This is a genomic window from Streptomyces sp. NPDC002044 (assembly GCF_040296725.1).
GTDB classification, from domain to species: domain Bacteria; phylum Actinomycetota; class Actinomycetes; order Streptomycetales; family Streptomycetaceae; genus Streptomyces; species Streptomyces antarcticus.
In genome coordinates, this window is the sequence record NZ_JBEOXU010000155.1 from 1 (window position 1) to 13,405 (window position 13,405).

General features: G+C 72.2%; 12 protein-coding genes. 9 read left to right on the forward strand and 3 right to left on the reverse strand.

Translation table 11 applies throughout. From position 1 onward, the window contains the following. Positions 1–127: 127 nt before the first annotated feature. Positions 128–595 (reverse strand): metallopeptidase family protein, encoded by a 468-nt coding sequence (locus ABT106_RS27095; protein WP_351282287.1) that lies wholly within the window; start codon positions 593–595, stop codon positions 128–130. Between the two features lie 90 nt (positions 596–685). Between ABT106_RS27095 and ABT106_RS27100 the strand changes: the two genes are divergently transcribed. From ABT106_RS27100 to ABT106_RS27125, 6 genes are all read left to right on the forward strand, one after another. Next, entirely contained in the window at positions 686–1,060 is a 375-nt protein-coding gene (locus ABT106_RS27100; protein ID WP_351282289.1) for a DUF3499 domain-containing protein, read from the forward strand. A 75-nt stretch (positions 1,061–1,135) separates the two neighbouring features. Continuing rightward, positions 1,136–2,506, forward strand: coding sequence for a phosphomannomutase/phosphoglucomutase (locus tag ABT106_RS27105; RefSeq protein ID WP_351282291.1), 1,371 nt, complete (start codon positions 1,136–1,138; stop codon positions 2,504–2,506). A 191-nt stretch (positions 2,507–2,697) separates the two neighbouring features. Further along, positions 2,698–2,883 (forward strand): Trm112 family protein, encoded by a 186-nt coding sequence (locus tag ABT106_RS27110; protein WP_007264456.1) that lies wholly within the window; start codon positions 2,698–2,700, stop codon positions 2,881–2,883. 59 nt (positions 2,884–2,942) lie between these two features. Next, positions 2,943–4,076, forward strand: a complete 1,134-nt coding sequence (locus tag ABT106_RS27115) for an SIS domain-containing protein (protein ID WP_351282293.1) — start codon at positions 2,943–2,945, stop codon at positions 4,074–4,076. Positions 4,077–4,115: 39 nt separating this feature from the next. Further along, complete coding sequence (manA, locus tag ABT106_RS27120; protein ID WP_351282296.1) at positions 4,116–5,273, forward strand: mannose-6-phosphate isomerase, class I; 1,158 nt, start codon at positions 4,116–4,118, stop codon at positions 5,271–5,273. Positions 5,274–5,344: 71 nt separating this feature from the next. Next, positions 5,345–6,310, forward strand: coding sequence for a cation diffusion facilitator family transporter (locus ABT106_RS27125; RefSeq protein ID WP_351282298.1), 966 nt, complete (start codon positions 5,345–5,347; stop codon positions 6,308–6,310). 78 nt (positions 6,311–6,388) lie between these two features. Here the strand turns inward: ABT106_RS27125 and ABT106_RS27130 are convergent, their stop codons facing one another. After that, complete coding sequence (locus ABT106_RS27130; RefSeq protein ID WP_351282301.1) at positions 6,389–8,458, reverse strand: fructose-specific PTS transporter subunit EIIC; 2,070 nt, start codon at positions 8,456–8,458, stop codon at positions 6,389–6,391. 373 nt (positions 8,459–8,831) lie between these two features. Here ABT106_RS27130 and ahcY point away from each other — a divergent pair, with 373 nt between their 5' ends. Both ahcY and ABT106_RS27140 read left to right on the forward strand, forming a co-directional pair. After that, positions 8,832–10,268 (forward strand): adenosylhomocysteinase, encoded by a 1,437-nt coding sequence (gene ahcY, locus ABT106_RS27135; RefSeq protein ID WP_351282303.1) that lies wholly within the window; start codon positions 8,832–8,834, stop codon positions 10,266–10,268. Between the two features lie 108 nt (positions 10,269–10,376). Beyond that, positions 10,377–11,003: a hypothetical protein gene (locus ABT106_RS27140; protein ID WP_351282306.1), complete on the forward strand. Its 627-nt coding sequence runs from the start codon at positions 10,377–10,379 to the stop codon at positions 11,001–11,003. 13 nt (positions 11,004–11,016) lie between these two features. Here ABT106_RS27140 and ABT106_RS27145 read toward each other — a convergent pair whose 3' ends face one another. Further along, entirely contained in the window at positions 11,017–11,967 is a 951-nt protein-coding gene (locus ABT106_RS27145) for an RDD family protein (RefSeq protein ID WP_351282308.1), read from the reverse strand. Positions 11,968–12,078: 111 nt separating this feature from the next. Here ABT106_RS27145 and ABT106_RS27150 point away from each other — a divergent pair, with 111 nt between their 5' ends. Further along, the gene (locus tag ABT106_RS27150) at positions 12,079–13,086 is read left to right on the forward strand and encodes a stage II sporulation protein M (protein ID WP_351282311.1); all 1,008 of its coding nucleotides are present in this window, start codon (positions 12,079–12,081) and stop codon (positions 13,084–13,086) included. The last annotated feature ends 319 nt before the right edge of the window (positions 13,087–13,405 follow it).

Sequence of the window (13,405 nt, forward strand, 5' to 3'; positions counted from 1 at the left end):
TGGAGGACGACCTGATGCGCCCGGAGGTCACCGCCTCCCTGGACGGCCGGGAGCTGCCCGCCATCGGCGACGGCGCCCTGATGGCACCGCCGGCCCGGCCGTCAGTCCCGGCCGTCAGTCCCGGCCGTCAGTCCTGGCCGTACCTCGGGTCCACGGTCTCCGGCGAGAGGCCCAGCAGCTCCGCGACCTGCTCCACCACGATCTCGTGCACCAGCAGCGCCTTCTCGTCGCGCGTCTTCGTACGGATCTCCACCGGCCGCCGGAACACCACGATCCGGGCCGGCCGCCCCTCGCGCGGCTCCTGTACCGCGCCCAGCGGCACCGCCTCGTCGTTCCAGCCGGTGTCCGCGCCGCCCGGCGGACCGGGCACGTCCCCGACCAGGAACTCGACCTCGGCCAGCTGCGGGAAGCGCCGTTCCAACCGCTCGACGGAGTCCCGCACGAGGTCCCCGAACACCTCCGACCGGCTTGCCGACAGCGGCACTTGAGGGGGCGCCAGGGGCCCGCGCATCCCGCGCCCGTGGCGGTCACGCCGACGCTGGCGCGGCTCGGCGGGAAGATCGACCGGTTGGGGGGGAAGCGGGCTGTCCGTCACCCCCGCAGGGTAGCCGCCGACCACGACACGGGGGGTGAGCGGCGGGAGAGTCGTCGCGGCCCGGTCAAGAGTGCGGTACGGTCCAACGTCGTGAGCCTTGTACGTCGCTGTTCGCGCACCGCGTGCGGCCGCCCTGCCGTCGCGACACTGACGTACGTCTACGCCGATTCGACCGCAGTTCTCGGCCCGCTCGCCACCTACGCCGAACCCCACTGCTACGACCTGTGCGCCGAGCACTCCGAACGCCTGACCGCCCCGCGCGGCTGGGACGTCGTCCGGCTGTCCGACGGCTCCGCGCCGCCGCGCCCCAGCGGCGACGACCTCGAAGCCCTCGCCAACGCCGTACGCGAAGCCGCCCGCCCGCCGGAGCGTCCGGCCGAGGCCAAGGGCCCCGGGCGGGGCGGCCCGACCGCCGGCGAGACCCGCCGCGGCCACCTGCGCGTCCTGAGATCGCCCGAATCCTGACCCTCCCGCGATCCGGGGGGTACGACCCGTGCGGGTAGGTTGATCCACCGCACAGGACCTTCAGGAGGGCAGGCAGTGGCCGCAGATCTTTCGAACATCGTCAAGGCGTACGACGTGCGCGGTGTCGTACCGGACCAGTGGGACGAGACACTGGCAGAGCTGTTCGGCGCGGCATTCATCGAGGTCGTCGATGCCACGGCGATCGTGATCGGCCACGACATGCGCCCCTCCTCCCCGGGCCTGTCCGCCGCCTTCGCCCGCGGCGCCGCCGCCCGAGGCGTGGACGTCACCCTCATCGGGCTCTGCTCCACCGACCAGCTGTACTACGCCTCCGGGTCCCTCGGCCTCCCCGGCGCCATGTTCACGGCCTCCCACAACCCGGCCCAGTACAACGGCATCAAGCTCTGCCGCGCCGGCGCGGCCCCCGTCGGCCAGGACACCGGCCTGGCACAGATCCGCGCGCTGGCCGAGAAGTGGACCGACGAAGGCGCTCCCGCGATAGCCGAAGGCACCGTCCCCGGCACGGTCACCGGGCTGGACAGCCTTCCCGGCTACGCGGCGCACCTCAAGGGCCTGGTCGACCTCTCCGCGATCCGCCCGCTCAAGGTCGTCGTGGACGCGGGCAACGGCATGGGCGGCCACACGGTCCCCACCGTGTTCGACGGCCTCCCGCTCGACGTCGTCCCCCTGTACTTCGAGCTCGACGGCAGCTTCCCCAACCACGAGGCCAACCCCCTCGACCCGAAGAACGTCGTCGACCTCCAGGCCCGTGTCCTCGCCGAGGGCGCCGACCTGGGCATCGCCTTCGACGGCGACGCCGACCGCTGCTTCATCATCGACGAGCGCGGCGCGGGCGTCTCCCCGTCCGCGATCACCGCCCTCGTCGCCGCCCGCGAGCTGGCCCGCAACGGCGGCAGCGGCACCGTGATCCACAACCTGATCACCTCCTGGTCCGTCCCCGAGGTCGTCCGCGAGCACGGCGGCACCCCCGTCCGCACCCGCGTCGGCCACTCCTTCATCAAGGAGGAGATGGCCAAGAGCGGCGCCATCTTCGGCGGCGAGCACTCGGCGCACTACTACTTCAAGGACTTCTGGAACGCGGACACCGGCATGCTCGCCGCGCTCCACGTCCTGGCGGCCCTCGGCGGCCAGCAGGGTCCCCTCTCCGCCCTGGTCTCCTCCTACGACCGCTACGCGGGCTCCGGCGAGATCAACTCCACCGTCGGCGATCAGAAGGCCCGCCTCGCCGCCGTCAAGGAGACCTACGGCGCCCGCGAGGACGTCACCCTGGACGAGCTCGACGGCCTGACCGCGACCGGCGCCGACTGGTGGTTCAACGTACGGGCCTCCAACACGGAGCCGCTGCTGCGCCTGAACGTCGAGGCCCGCGACGAGGCGACCCTCGCCACGGTCCGCGACGAGGTCCTGGCCCTCATCCGCGCCTGACGCCCACCCCGGCCCCCGGCACCACGGGCGCCCCCGCCGCCCCGCCCCGGGGCGGCGGGGGCCCTCCGGGGCACCCCCGCCGCCCCACCGCACGCGGCGGGACCGCGACCGGACACCACCGGACCGCACCCGGGGTGACTCGGCGGTACGCTGACCACGCCCCAACCGCATGTCCGAAGGGAAAGCGCCCCATGCCGCTCGAAGCCGGTCTCCTGGAGATCCTCGCCTGCCCCGCCTGCCACGCGCCCCTCCGGGACGAGTCGGCCGACGAGACGGCCCCCGAGCTGATCTGCACCGGCCAGGACTGCGGGCTCGCCTACCCCGTCCGCGACGGCATCCCGGTACTCCTCGTCGACGAGGCCCGCCGCCCCGCCTGAGCCGCCCCGCACCGCGAGACGCGCAGACTGGTTCCGTCACCCAACAGCCGGAGGCCGCCATGCTCGACGAGTCGCTCCTCGACGCACCGGACGCCCTCGTCCGCGCCGATCGCAGGGGCCTGCTCCGCGGCGCCGCCGAAGCGGGGGCCAGGGTCCGCACCGCCGCCCGCCACGCAGCCGAGGCGGGCCTCGCCGACCTGCGCCCCGACGGCCGGCCCCGCGCCGTCCTCATCGCCGGATCCGGCACCGCCGCGACCGGCGTCGCCGACCTGCTCGGCGCCCTCGCCGGTGCCTCCGCGCCCGTCGTCCGGCTGGACCCCACCGGCGTCGCGCACGCCGCCGGAGCCCTGCGCTGGGCCCTGCCCGGCTGGGCCGGCCCCGTCGACCTGCTGCTCATCGCCACCACCGACGGCACCGAGCCCGGCCTCGCCCTCCTCTCCGAGCAGGCGTACCGGCGCGGCTGCACCGTCGTCGCCGTCGCCCCCGAACGCTCCCCGCTGAGCGAGGCGGTGGACGGCGCGCACGGGCTCCTCGTCCCGATGGCCAAGGCCCCGTACCAGGAGTACGACGAATCCGCCGCGGCCGGACCCGGCGCCCTGTGGGCCCTGCTGACGCCGCTGCTGGTGCTGCTCGACAAGGTCGGCCTGATCACCGCGGCCCCCGCGACCCTGCAACTCGTCGCGGACCGGCTCGACCGCACCGCCGAACGCTGCGGGCCCGCCATCGCCACGTACTCCAACCCGGCCAAGACGCTCGCCTCCGAACTGGCCGACTCGCTCCCGCTCATCTGGAGCGAGGGCGCCGGAGCCGGGCCCGCCGGACGCCGGTTCGCCGCCACCCTCGCCGAGCTGGCCGGCCGCCCCGCACTGGCCGCCGCGCTCCCCGAGGCGCTGCCCGCCCACGGAGTCCTGCTCTCCGGCGCCTTCGCGGCCGGCGCCGATCCCGAAGACTTCTTCCGTGACCGGGTCGAAGAGCCCCAGGCCCTCCGCGCCCGCATCGTCCTGCTGCGTGACCGGCCGGCAGGCGGCCTCACCGCCGCCCCGGCCGCACGCGAGCTCGCCCTCAGCCACGACACGGCCATCAGCGAGCTCGAACCGGAGGAGGGCGTCGAGCTGGAACAGCTCGCCGAACTCCTCGCCGTCACGGATTTCGCCACCGCCTACCTGGCGTTGGCTTCCGGGGGACACGCCTGAGGTACACCTGCGTATCCGGCTCTATCCAGGAAGACCACGATGGACCGCCTGACGAACACGATCCGCCCCTACGCCTGGGGATCCACCACCGCCATCCCCACGCTCCTCGGGGTCGCACCCACCGGTGAGCCCCAGGCCGAGATGTGGATGGGCGCCCACCCCGGCGCCCCCTCCCGGCTCGACCGGGGCACGGGCGAGACCAGCCTCTCCGACCTGATCGCCGCCGACCCCGAGGGCGAACTCGGCGCCGCGGCCGTCGCCAGGTTCGGCCCCCGGCTGCCCTTCCTCTTCAAGGTCCTCGCCGCCGGCGCCCCCCTCTCCCTCCAGGTCCACCCCGACCTGGCCCAGGCCCGCGAGGGGTACGAGGACGAGGAGCGCCGCGGCATCCCGACCGACGCGGCGCACCGCAACTACAAGGACCCCAACCACAAGCCCGAGATGATCTGCGCGCTCACCCCGTTCGACGGGTTCTGCGGCTTCCGCCGGCCCGACGAGACCGCCGGCCTCCTCGACGGCCTCGGCGTCGACTCCCTCAAGCCGTACGCCGACCTGCTGCGCGCCCACCCCGAGGACGCCGCGCTGCGCGAGGTGCTGACCGCCGTACTGACCGCGGACCGCGAGCAGATGGCCCGCACCGTCACCGAGACCGCGGCCGCCGCCGAGCGCCTCGGCGGGCCGTACGCGCCGTACGCCGCCCTGGTCCACCACTTCCCCGGCGACCCCGGGATCATCGCCGCCCTGCTCCTGAACCACTTCCGGCTCCAGCCCGGCGAGGCCGTGTTCCTCGGCGCCGGCGTCCCGCACGCCTACATCGACGGCCTGGGCGTCGAGCTGCTCGCCAACTCCGACAACGTGCTGCGCGCCGGGCTCACCCCCAAACACGTGGACGTGCCCGAGCTGCTGAAGGTCGTACGGTTCGAGTCGGGCGACCCGGCCGTGCTGCGCCCCGAGGGTGACGGCGAGGAGGTCTACGAGACCCCCATCGACGAGTTCCGCCTCTCCCGCTTCCTGCTCGCACCCGGCGGCGCCTCCCGGATGCTCCCGGCGGACACCGCGCAGATCCTGCTCTGCACCGCGGGCGCCCCCCGGGTCGGCGAACTCGGTCTGACGCCCGGCGAGTCGGTGTTCGTACCGGCGGGCGAAAAGGCCGAACTGTCGGGAACCGGCACCGTATTCCGTGCGACGGTGATCGTCTGACGCGCTGTCGCCGGGGTAGCTGCAACAATGTGCGGCCGGTAGACAGTGCCTAGGAAGGACACCCTGAATCCATGAGCGCGTCGGGCGGTACCAAGGCGATCGTGGCGGCACTCGCCGCCAACCTCGCCATCGCTGTAGCCAAATTCGTGGCGTACCTCTTCAGCGGATCCTCGTCGATGCTCGCGGAAAGCGTCCACTCGCTCGCGGACTCGGGCAATCAGGGGCTGCTGCTCCTCGGCGGAAAGAAGGCCAAGCGCGAGGCGACGCCCGAGCACCCCTTCGGGTACGGCCGCGAGCGGTACATCTACGCTTTCCTCGTCTCCATCGTGCTCTTCACCGTCGGTGGCATGTTCGCCATCTACGAGGGCTACGAGAAGATCCACGACCCGCACGAGATCACGCACTGGTACTGGCCCGTCGGCGTCCTCCTCTTCGCGATCATCGCGGAGTCCTTCTCCTTCCGCACCGCGATCAAGGAGTCGAACCTGGTCCGCGGGAACCTGTCCTGGCGCCAGTTCGTCAAGCGCGCCAAGGCCCCGGAGCTGCCCGTCGTGCTCCTGGAGGACCTCGGCGCGCTCGTCGGCCTGGTCCTGGCCCTCGGCGGCGTCGGCCTCGCCCTGCTGACCGGCAACGGCGTCTGGGACGGCATCGGCACCCTGTGCATCGGCGTCCTGCTGATCGTCATCGCGATCATCCTGGCGGCGGAGACCAAGTCCCTGCTGCTCGGTGAGGCCGCGGGCATCGACGACATCGAGAAGATCAGGGCCGCCGTCGTCGACGGACACACCGTCACCAGCCTGATCCACATGCGCACCCTGCACCTCGGCCCCGAGGAGCTGCTGGTCGCGGCGAAGATCGCGGTCAAGAGCGACGAGACCGCGGCCGAGGTGGCCCACGCGATCAACGCCGCCGAGACCCGCATCCGCGAGGCGGTCCCGATCGCCCGGGTGATCTACCTGGAGCCGGACATCTACCAGGCCGCGGCCGCGGCTTCCTCGCCCGACCCGGCGAAGACCCCCGGCGGCGACGGCCACTGAGGGTCCGGGCTCGCGCCCGGCACGTGAGGGCGCCCGCGGCCATCAGGCCGCGGGCGCCCTCACCCGTCGTACGCGGTGCTACCGGATCTCCCGCAGCACCTCCAGGACCGCCGGGACGTCCGGAGCGCTCTGCAGCCGCTCCCGGAACCCGGTGTCCATGAGCTTGCGCGACAGCAGCGCCAGGATGCGCAGGTGCTCGTCGCCCGCCGCGGCCTCGGGCACCGAGATCATGAAGACCAGCCGGGCCTTCGTACCGTCCAGCGAGCCCCACTCGATGCCCTCGCCGGACCGGGCGAAGCCCACCGTGGGGCGGGTCACCGCGTCCGTCTTGGCGTGCGGGATCGCGATGGACTCGCCGAGACCGGTCGTACCCTGCGCCTCCCGGGCGAGGGCGACCCGTACCAGCTCGTCCACGTCCCGGACGTTCCCGGTGCCGGCCAGCATCTGCGCCATCTCGCGGATCGCCGCCTCCTTGGAGTCCGAGACCAGCTCCGTCTTCACGGTCCGCCCGGTCAGGTAACCGGACAGCACCTCGGGCTCGTCCACGGCCGCGGCGGGCACGTCGGTCTCCCGTACGGGGTCAGCGGCACCCGCACCGGCGGCGACGCCCGCACCCGCACCGGCGGCGACTCCGGTCCCCGCACCCGCTCCGACCAGCACCGGCTCGGACGCCGGCGCCTTCGGGCCGGCCGGCGCGTCGCCCGCCCGGCGCTGCTTGAGCCCGATCAGGGCGTTGGTGGTCAGCGCGGTGACGACGGTGCCCGCCGCGATGGCGACGAAGAACATGCCGACCCCGCCGACGGCGCCGAACACGGAGACGATCGGGCCGCCGTGCGGCACCGAGTTCGTGACCCCGGCGATGCCCGCGATGGCACCGGCCACCGCGCCGCCCAGCATGTTCGCCGGGATGACCTGCGCCGGCCGCGCGGCGGCGAAGGGGATCGCGCCCTCCGAGATGCCGAAGCAGCCCATGAAGAGCGCGGCGATGCCGGTCTCGCGCTCCTGGTCGCTGTACATCGTGCGCCGCAGCCGCGTGGCCAGGCCCTGGCCCAGCGGCATGACGGGGATCGCGGCGGCGGCCATGCCCATGACGGTGTTGTTGGTGCCGATCAGGCCGACCGCGACGAGGAAGGCCGTCTTGTTGACCGGCCCGCCCATGTCGAAGGCGATCATCAGGCCGATGATGGCGCCCAGCAGGACCGCGCTGGAGCCGGTCATCCCGTTCAGCCAGCTGGTCAGGTGCGTGAACACCCAGGAGATCGGCTGCCCGATCACGTAGATGTAGAACAGCCCCAGCGCCAGTGTCGACACGATCGGGATCACGATGATCGGCATGATCGGCTGGACGAACTTCGGGACCTTCACCTTCTTGATCCAGATGACGAGGTAGCCCGCCAGGAACCCGGTGGCGATGGCCCCCAGGAAGCCGGCGTTCGCGTCGGCCTTGTAGATGGTGGTGGCGTCGGCGCCGAGGAAGCCGCCGATCATGCCGGGCACCAGCGCCGGCCGGTCGCCGAGGGCGTAGGCGATGTAGCCGGAGAAGATCGGCAGCATCAGCGTGAAACCGAGGGTGCCGAGCGCGTTGACGTAGAACCAGAAGGACCCCTCGTCGAAGGTGATGCCCTTCGAGGAGGAGTGCCCGCCGAGCGCGATCGAGACGGCGAGCAGCAGCCCGCCCACGACCACGAACGGGATCATGTGGGAGACGCCGTTCATGAGGGCCTTGTACGCGGCGCTGCGCTCCCGGCCGCCCCCGCTCCCGTCCCCGCCCGCCGGGGCGGTCCCGGCCTGCACCGGAGCGCTCTGGACCCGCTCGATGAGTTCCTTCGGCTTGTGGATGCCGTCGGCGACTCCGGTCGACAGCACCCGCTTGCCGGCGAAGCGCTCCCGGTCGACCTCCTTGTCGGCGGCGATGATGATGCCGTCGGCGGACTTGACATCGTTGTCAGTGATCACGTTCTCGGCACCGATGGAGCCCTGCGTCTCCACCTTCATGTCGATGCCGAGCTCGTCGGCGGCCTGCTGGAGCTTCTCCGCGGCCATGTAGGTGTGCGCGATGCCCGTGGGACACGCGGTGACGGCGAGCAGCTTCAGGCGCTTCTGCCCGCTTGCGCCCCCGCCTGCGGGAGGGCCGGCCGGACTGGTCACAGAAATCTCCTTCACGCCGTGTGTCCTGCGGGGATCGTGCGGAAGTACCGATCCACCGGCATCCTCCCGCACGTCAGAGGTGGATTGAAAGTCCGAAAGGCCCCGAAACCTCCCGCCGGAGGACCCGACCTCAGAACTGGCCTCTTCCCCCGGGCGACTGGGGCACGCGCCGCCGATCGGTGTAGATTCGTCATCAGTGTCAGGCGTCGCTGCTGATGGCGGCGGGCGGTCTTCGCGACCGGCCGAGGGGAGAGAGGGCCCCCGACGGACTGTGCTCGGTGTTCCATCCCCCAGACTCGTCCGGGGTACCCCAGCCGTCCGGCGCACGGCCCAGAGCCGTACCCACCCTCTCGAACCATGAGGAGCAGCACCCATGGACTTCAAGGTCGCAGACCTCTCCCTTGCCGCCTTCGGCCGCAAGGAGATCACCCTGGCCGAGCACGAGATGCCGGGCCTGATGTCGATCCGCGCCGAGTACGCGGACGCCCAGCCCCTGGCCGGTGCCCGGATCACCGGCTCCCTGCACATGACCGTGCAGACGGCCGTGCTCATCGAGACCCTCGCGGCCCTCGGCGCCGACGTCCGCTGGGCCTCGTGCAACATCTTCTCCACCCAGGACCACGCGGCCGCCGCCATCGCGGTCGGCCCGAACGGCACCCCGGAGAACCCGCAGGGCATCCCCGTCTTCGCCTGGAAGGGCGAGACGCTGGAGGAGTACTGGTGGTGCACCGAGCAGGCGCTGACCTGGCCGAACACCCCCACCGGCGGCCCGAACATGATCCTCGACGACGGTGGCGACGCCACCCTCCTCGTCCACAAGGGCGTCGAGTTCGAGAAGGCCGGCGCGGCCCCGGACCCGTCCACGGCGGACTCCGAGGAGTACGCGTACATCCTCACGCTCCTCAACCGCACCCTCGGTGAGAACCCGCAGAAGTGGACGCAGCTCGCGTCCGAGATCCGCGGCGTGACCGAGGAGACCACCACCGGCGTGCACCGCCTGTACGAAATGATGGCCGAGGGCACCCTGCTCTTCCCGGCGATCAACGTGAACGACGCCGTCACCAAGTCGAAGTTCGACAACAAGTACGGCTGCCGCCACTCCCTGATCGACGGCATCAACCGCGCCACCGACGTCCTCATCGGCGGCAAGACCGCCGTCGTCTTCGGCTACGGCGACGTCGGCAAGGGCTGTGCGGAGTCGCTGCGCGGCCAGGGCGCCCGCGTCATCGTCACCGAGATCGACCCGATCTGCGCCCTCCAGGCCGCCATGGACGGCTACCAGGTCGCCACCCTCGACGACGTCGTGGCGACGGCCGACATCTTCATCACGACCACGGGCAACAAGGACATCATCATGGCCGCCGACATGGCCAAGATGAAGCACCAGGCGATCGTGGGCAACATCGGCCACTTCGACAACGAGATCGACATGGCCGGCCTCGCGAAGATCGACGGCATCGTCAAGGACGAGGTCAAGCCCCAGGTCCACACCTGGAAGTTCCCCGACGGCAAGGTCCTCATCGTGCTCTCCGAGGGCCGCCTGCTCAACCTCGGCAACGCGACCGGCCACCCCTCCTTCGTCATGTCGAACTCCTTCGCGGACCAGACCCTGGCCCAGATCGAGATCTTCACGAAGCCCTCCGAGTACCCGACCGACGTCTACGTGCTGCCCAAGCACCTCGACGAGAAGGTCGCCCGCCTCCACCTCGACGCCCTCGGCGTCCGCCTCACCACCCTGCGCCCGGAGCAGGCCGCCTACATCGGCGTCGACGTGAGCGGCCCGTACAAGCCGGACCACTACCGCTACTGATCCCCACGGATCCGCAGCACCCGGCCCTTTCCGAGTCAGGCCCCCGGCACACCTGCCGGGGGCCTGCCCCGTGCGCACGCACGACGTGAACGATCCAGGGAGTACGCCATGCCCCGCGGCCGCTACTCGCTCCACGACCCGCACGACCACACCCCCCTCGGCGAGGAACACTTCCACTGCGCGCCCGGCCCCTCCGGCTGGCGCTACGTCTCCCAGCTCACCGCCCCGAACGGCGACCACCGGGGCTCCGTCGACCTGGCGATCGACGAGCTGGGCCGCCCCATCCGCCTGGAGGCCAACGCGTACAGCTGGCAGGTACGGGGGGCCGCCATCGACGGCGTCACCTGGGTCCGCACCGACCCGGCCGGCGCCGAGGCCACCGAGGGCACCGTCCGCGCCCCGGGCTTCACCGGCACCTCACCGGCCTTCCTCGTCGCGACGGCCCGCCTGCTCCGCCCGACGCCGGGAGCCCCGGGCACCCGCGTCCGCCTCGTCGCCCTCACCGACCCGGTGCTGGCCCCCCGTACGGTCGACCAGTCCTGGGCCCTGCTGCGGCGCGAGGAGCACCCCACGGACAGCGGCCCGCTCCTGGTGGACGCGTACGAGGTCAGCGCGCTGGACACCGGCGAGGTGCACACCGTCCACATCGCCGGGGACGTGGTCCTCTCGGCGCCGGGCATCGAGCTGGAGCACCTGGAGACCCCGCCCTCGACGTTCCCGGACCCCACCGGCTAGGGCACGGCACTGGCTAGGCGGGCGGCGCGAACCCACCACGGTTGCGCGGCGCCTGCGGCACCGCAGGCCCGGCGGGGTCGGCGTACCCGGGAGCGACGGCCGGAGCCGGAGCCGTGACCGGCGCTGCCACTGGCACCGGCACCGGCACCGAAGCGGGCGCGGAAGCCCAGCCCGGCGCCCCCACCGGAGCGGCGCCCGGCGTCCCACCCGGGACCGTGCCCGCGAAGGCCCGCGCCGCGTCCCGCGACTGCCGCTCGTGCACGACGGCCATCAGGTACGCGGCCGCCGGCACCCCGGCCGGCGGCGGCGTACCGGTCCGTGCCACCAGGTCGTCCGCGAGCCGCGCCGCCATCGCCGCGCCCACCTGCGGATCCAGCTGGGCCATCCGCGTCAGGTACTGGCGTATCGCCAGCCACAGCCCGTCCGGCACCCCCGACAGGTCCAGCCCGGCGAACCGGCCGGCCAGCCACGGGGGCGGCGGCGGCACCGGCATGACCCGCGCCCCGGGCACCCGTTCCCGTACCACCAGCGTCCCCGCGAACACGTCACCGATCCGCCGGCCCCGCTCCGACGCGAGCGAGGCGATGCACGCCACGGACCCGAACGTCATCAGCAGCTCCACGACCCCCATGGACCCGCGCACCAGCGCGTGCCGGAAACGGATCGGGCCGCCGTCGTCCCGGACCACCCGCAGCCCGCAGGCCAGCTTGCCGAGGGACCGCCCGTGGGTCAGCGTCTCCACCGCGATCGGCACACCGACCACCAGCAGCAGCCCGCTCGCCACCGTCACCGCCGCCTGCGCGGCGTCGTCCAGCTCCGCCATCGCGAACACCAGCCCGATCATGACGATCAGATAGGCCAGCAGGTACACGACCAGGTCGAGGACGTAGGCCAGCGCCCGGCTCGGCACCCTCGCGGGCCGGAGCCCCAGGACTACCGCGTCCCCCGTCACCAGATCGCTCACCACAACACCCTTCACGTGACCTGACCCGCCCCTTTGGCACCCAGTCTGCCAAGCTGAACACATTACGAGTAGGCAGAAACTGGGGACCTGGGGCAGGGGAGCGGCAACCGGATGGATCTCGACGTCTTCGTGACGGCACACCGCGCGGAATGGGACCGCCTGGAGCAGCTCCTGGGCCGCGGCCGCAAGCTCACCGGCGACGAGGCCGACGAGCTCGTCGCGCTCTACCAGCGCACGTCGACCCACCTCTCCCAGATCCAGTCCAGCGCCCCCGACCCGATGCTCATCGGCCGGCTGACCCAGCTGGTCGCCCGCGCCCGCGCGACGGTGACGGGCACCCGCCGGGCGAGCTGGCGCGACGCCGCCCGCTTCTTCACGGCCGGCTTCCCGGCGGCCGTGTACCGCAGCCGCCGCTGGTGGATACCGACCGCGCTGCTCTCCACCGCCGTCGGTGTGCTCATCGGCTGGTGGATCGCGACGCACCCCGAGGTCCAGGGGGCGATCGGGGCCCCGGAGGACCTGAAGGCCCTCACCCGGCCGGGCGGCGAGTACGAGACGTACTACTCCAGCCACCCCGCGGCCTCGTTCGCGGCCCAGGTCTGGACGAACAACGCCAAAGCCGCCGCGATGTGCCTGGTCCTCGGCGCCTTCCTGGGCCTGCCGGTGCTCTGGATCCTCTTCCTGAACATGGTCAACGTCGGCGTCGGCATCGGCCTGATGTCGGCCGCCGGCCGCCTCGACGTCTTCCTCGGCCTGATCCTCCCGCACGGCCTGCTCGAACTGACGGCGGTCTTCGTCGCCGCGGGCACGGGCCTGCGCCTGGGCTGGACGGTCATCGATCCGGGCCCCCGCACGCGCCGGACCGCCCTGGCCGAACAGGGCCGGGCGGCCCTCGGCATGGCCCTGGGCCTCGCGGCGGTCCTCTTCGTCTCGGGCCTGATCGAAGGCTTCGTCACCCCCTCCGGCCTCCCGACCTGGGCCCGCATCCTGATCGGCATCGCCGCCGAGGCGGCCTTCCTGGTCTACGTGTACGTCCTGGGCGGCAGGGCCTCCCGCGCGGGCGAGGTGGGCGACGTCGAAGCCGCCGACCAGACGGCGACGCTCCCCACCGCTGCGTGATGTGCGGACGGGCCCGCTGAGCTGCTAGTCTCCTCGTCGTCCCGCAAAGCCCGTTGACACGGACCGAGCGGGGAGGTAGATTCGAACGGTTGCCTCGAACTGGACAAGTTCGGCAGTGATGGTTTAAAGTCTCTCTCGCCCCAAGGAATTGAATTCCATGCGGGGCCGCATTCGACTCCTCATCCAGGAATCCGAAGCCGGGAAATCCGGTGGAAACCTTCTGATAGAGTCGGAATCGCCGGAAAGGAAAGCGCGAAAGCGAATACCTGGAAAGCGAATCCCGCTTCGACCGGGAATCGGGCCCGAAAGAGTCTGATAG

What these genes read in the sequence shown, in the direction of transcription:
- ABT106_RS27110 (WP_007264456.1), top strand. Translation starts at nt 2,698, where the DNA reads ATGCCGCTCGAAGCCGGTCTCCTGGAGATCCTCGCCTGCCCCGCCTGC.
- ABT106_RS27115 (WP_351282293.1), top strand. Translation starts at nt 2,943, where the DNA reads ATGCTCGACGAGTCGCTCCTCGACGCACCGGACGCCCTCGTCCGCGCC.
- manA (WP_351282296.1), top strand. Translation starts at nt 4,116, where the DNA reads ATGGACCGCCTGACGAACACGATCCGCCCCTACGCCTGGGGATCCACC.
- ABT106_RS27125 (WP_351282298.1), top strand. Translation starts at nt 5,345, where the DNA reads ATGAGCGCGTCGGGCGGTACCAAGGCGATCGTGGCGGCACTCGCCGCC.
- ahcY (WP_351282303.1), top strand. Translation starts at nt 8,832, where the DNA reads ATGGACTTCAAGGTCGCAGACCTCTCCCTTGCCGCCTTCGGCCGCAAG.
- ABT106_RS27140 (WP_351282306.1), top strand. Translation starts at nt 10,377, where the DNA reads ATGCCCCGCGGCCGCTACTCGCTCCACGACCCGCACGACCACACCCCC.
- ABT106_RS27150 (WP_351282311.1), top strand. Translation starts at nt 12,079, where the DNA reads ATGGATCTCGACGTCTTCGTGACGGCACACCGCGCGGAATGGGACCGC.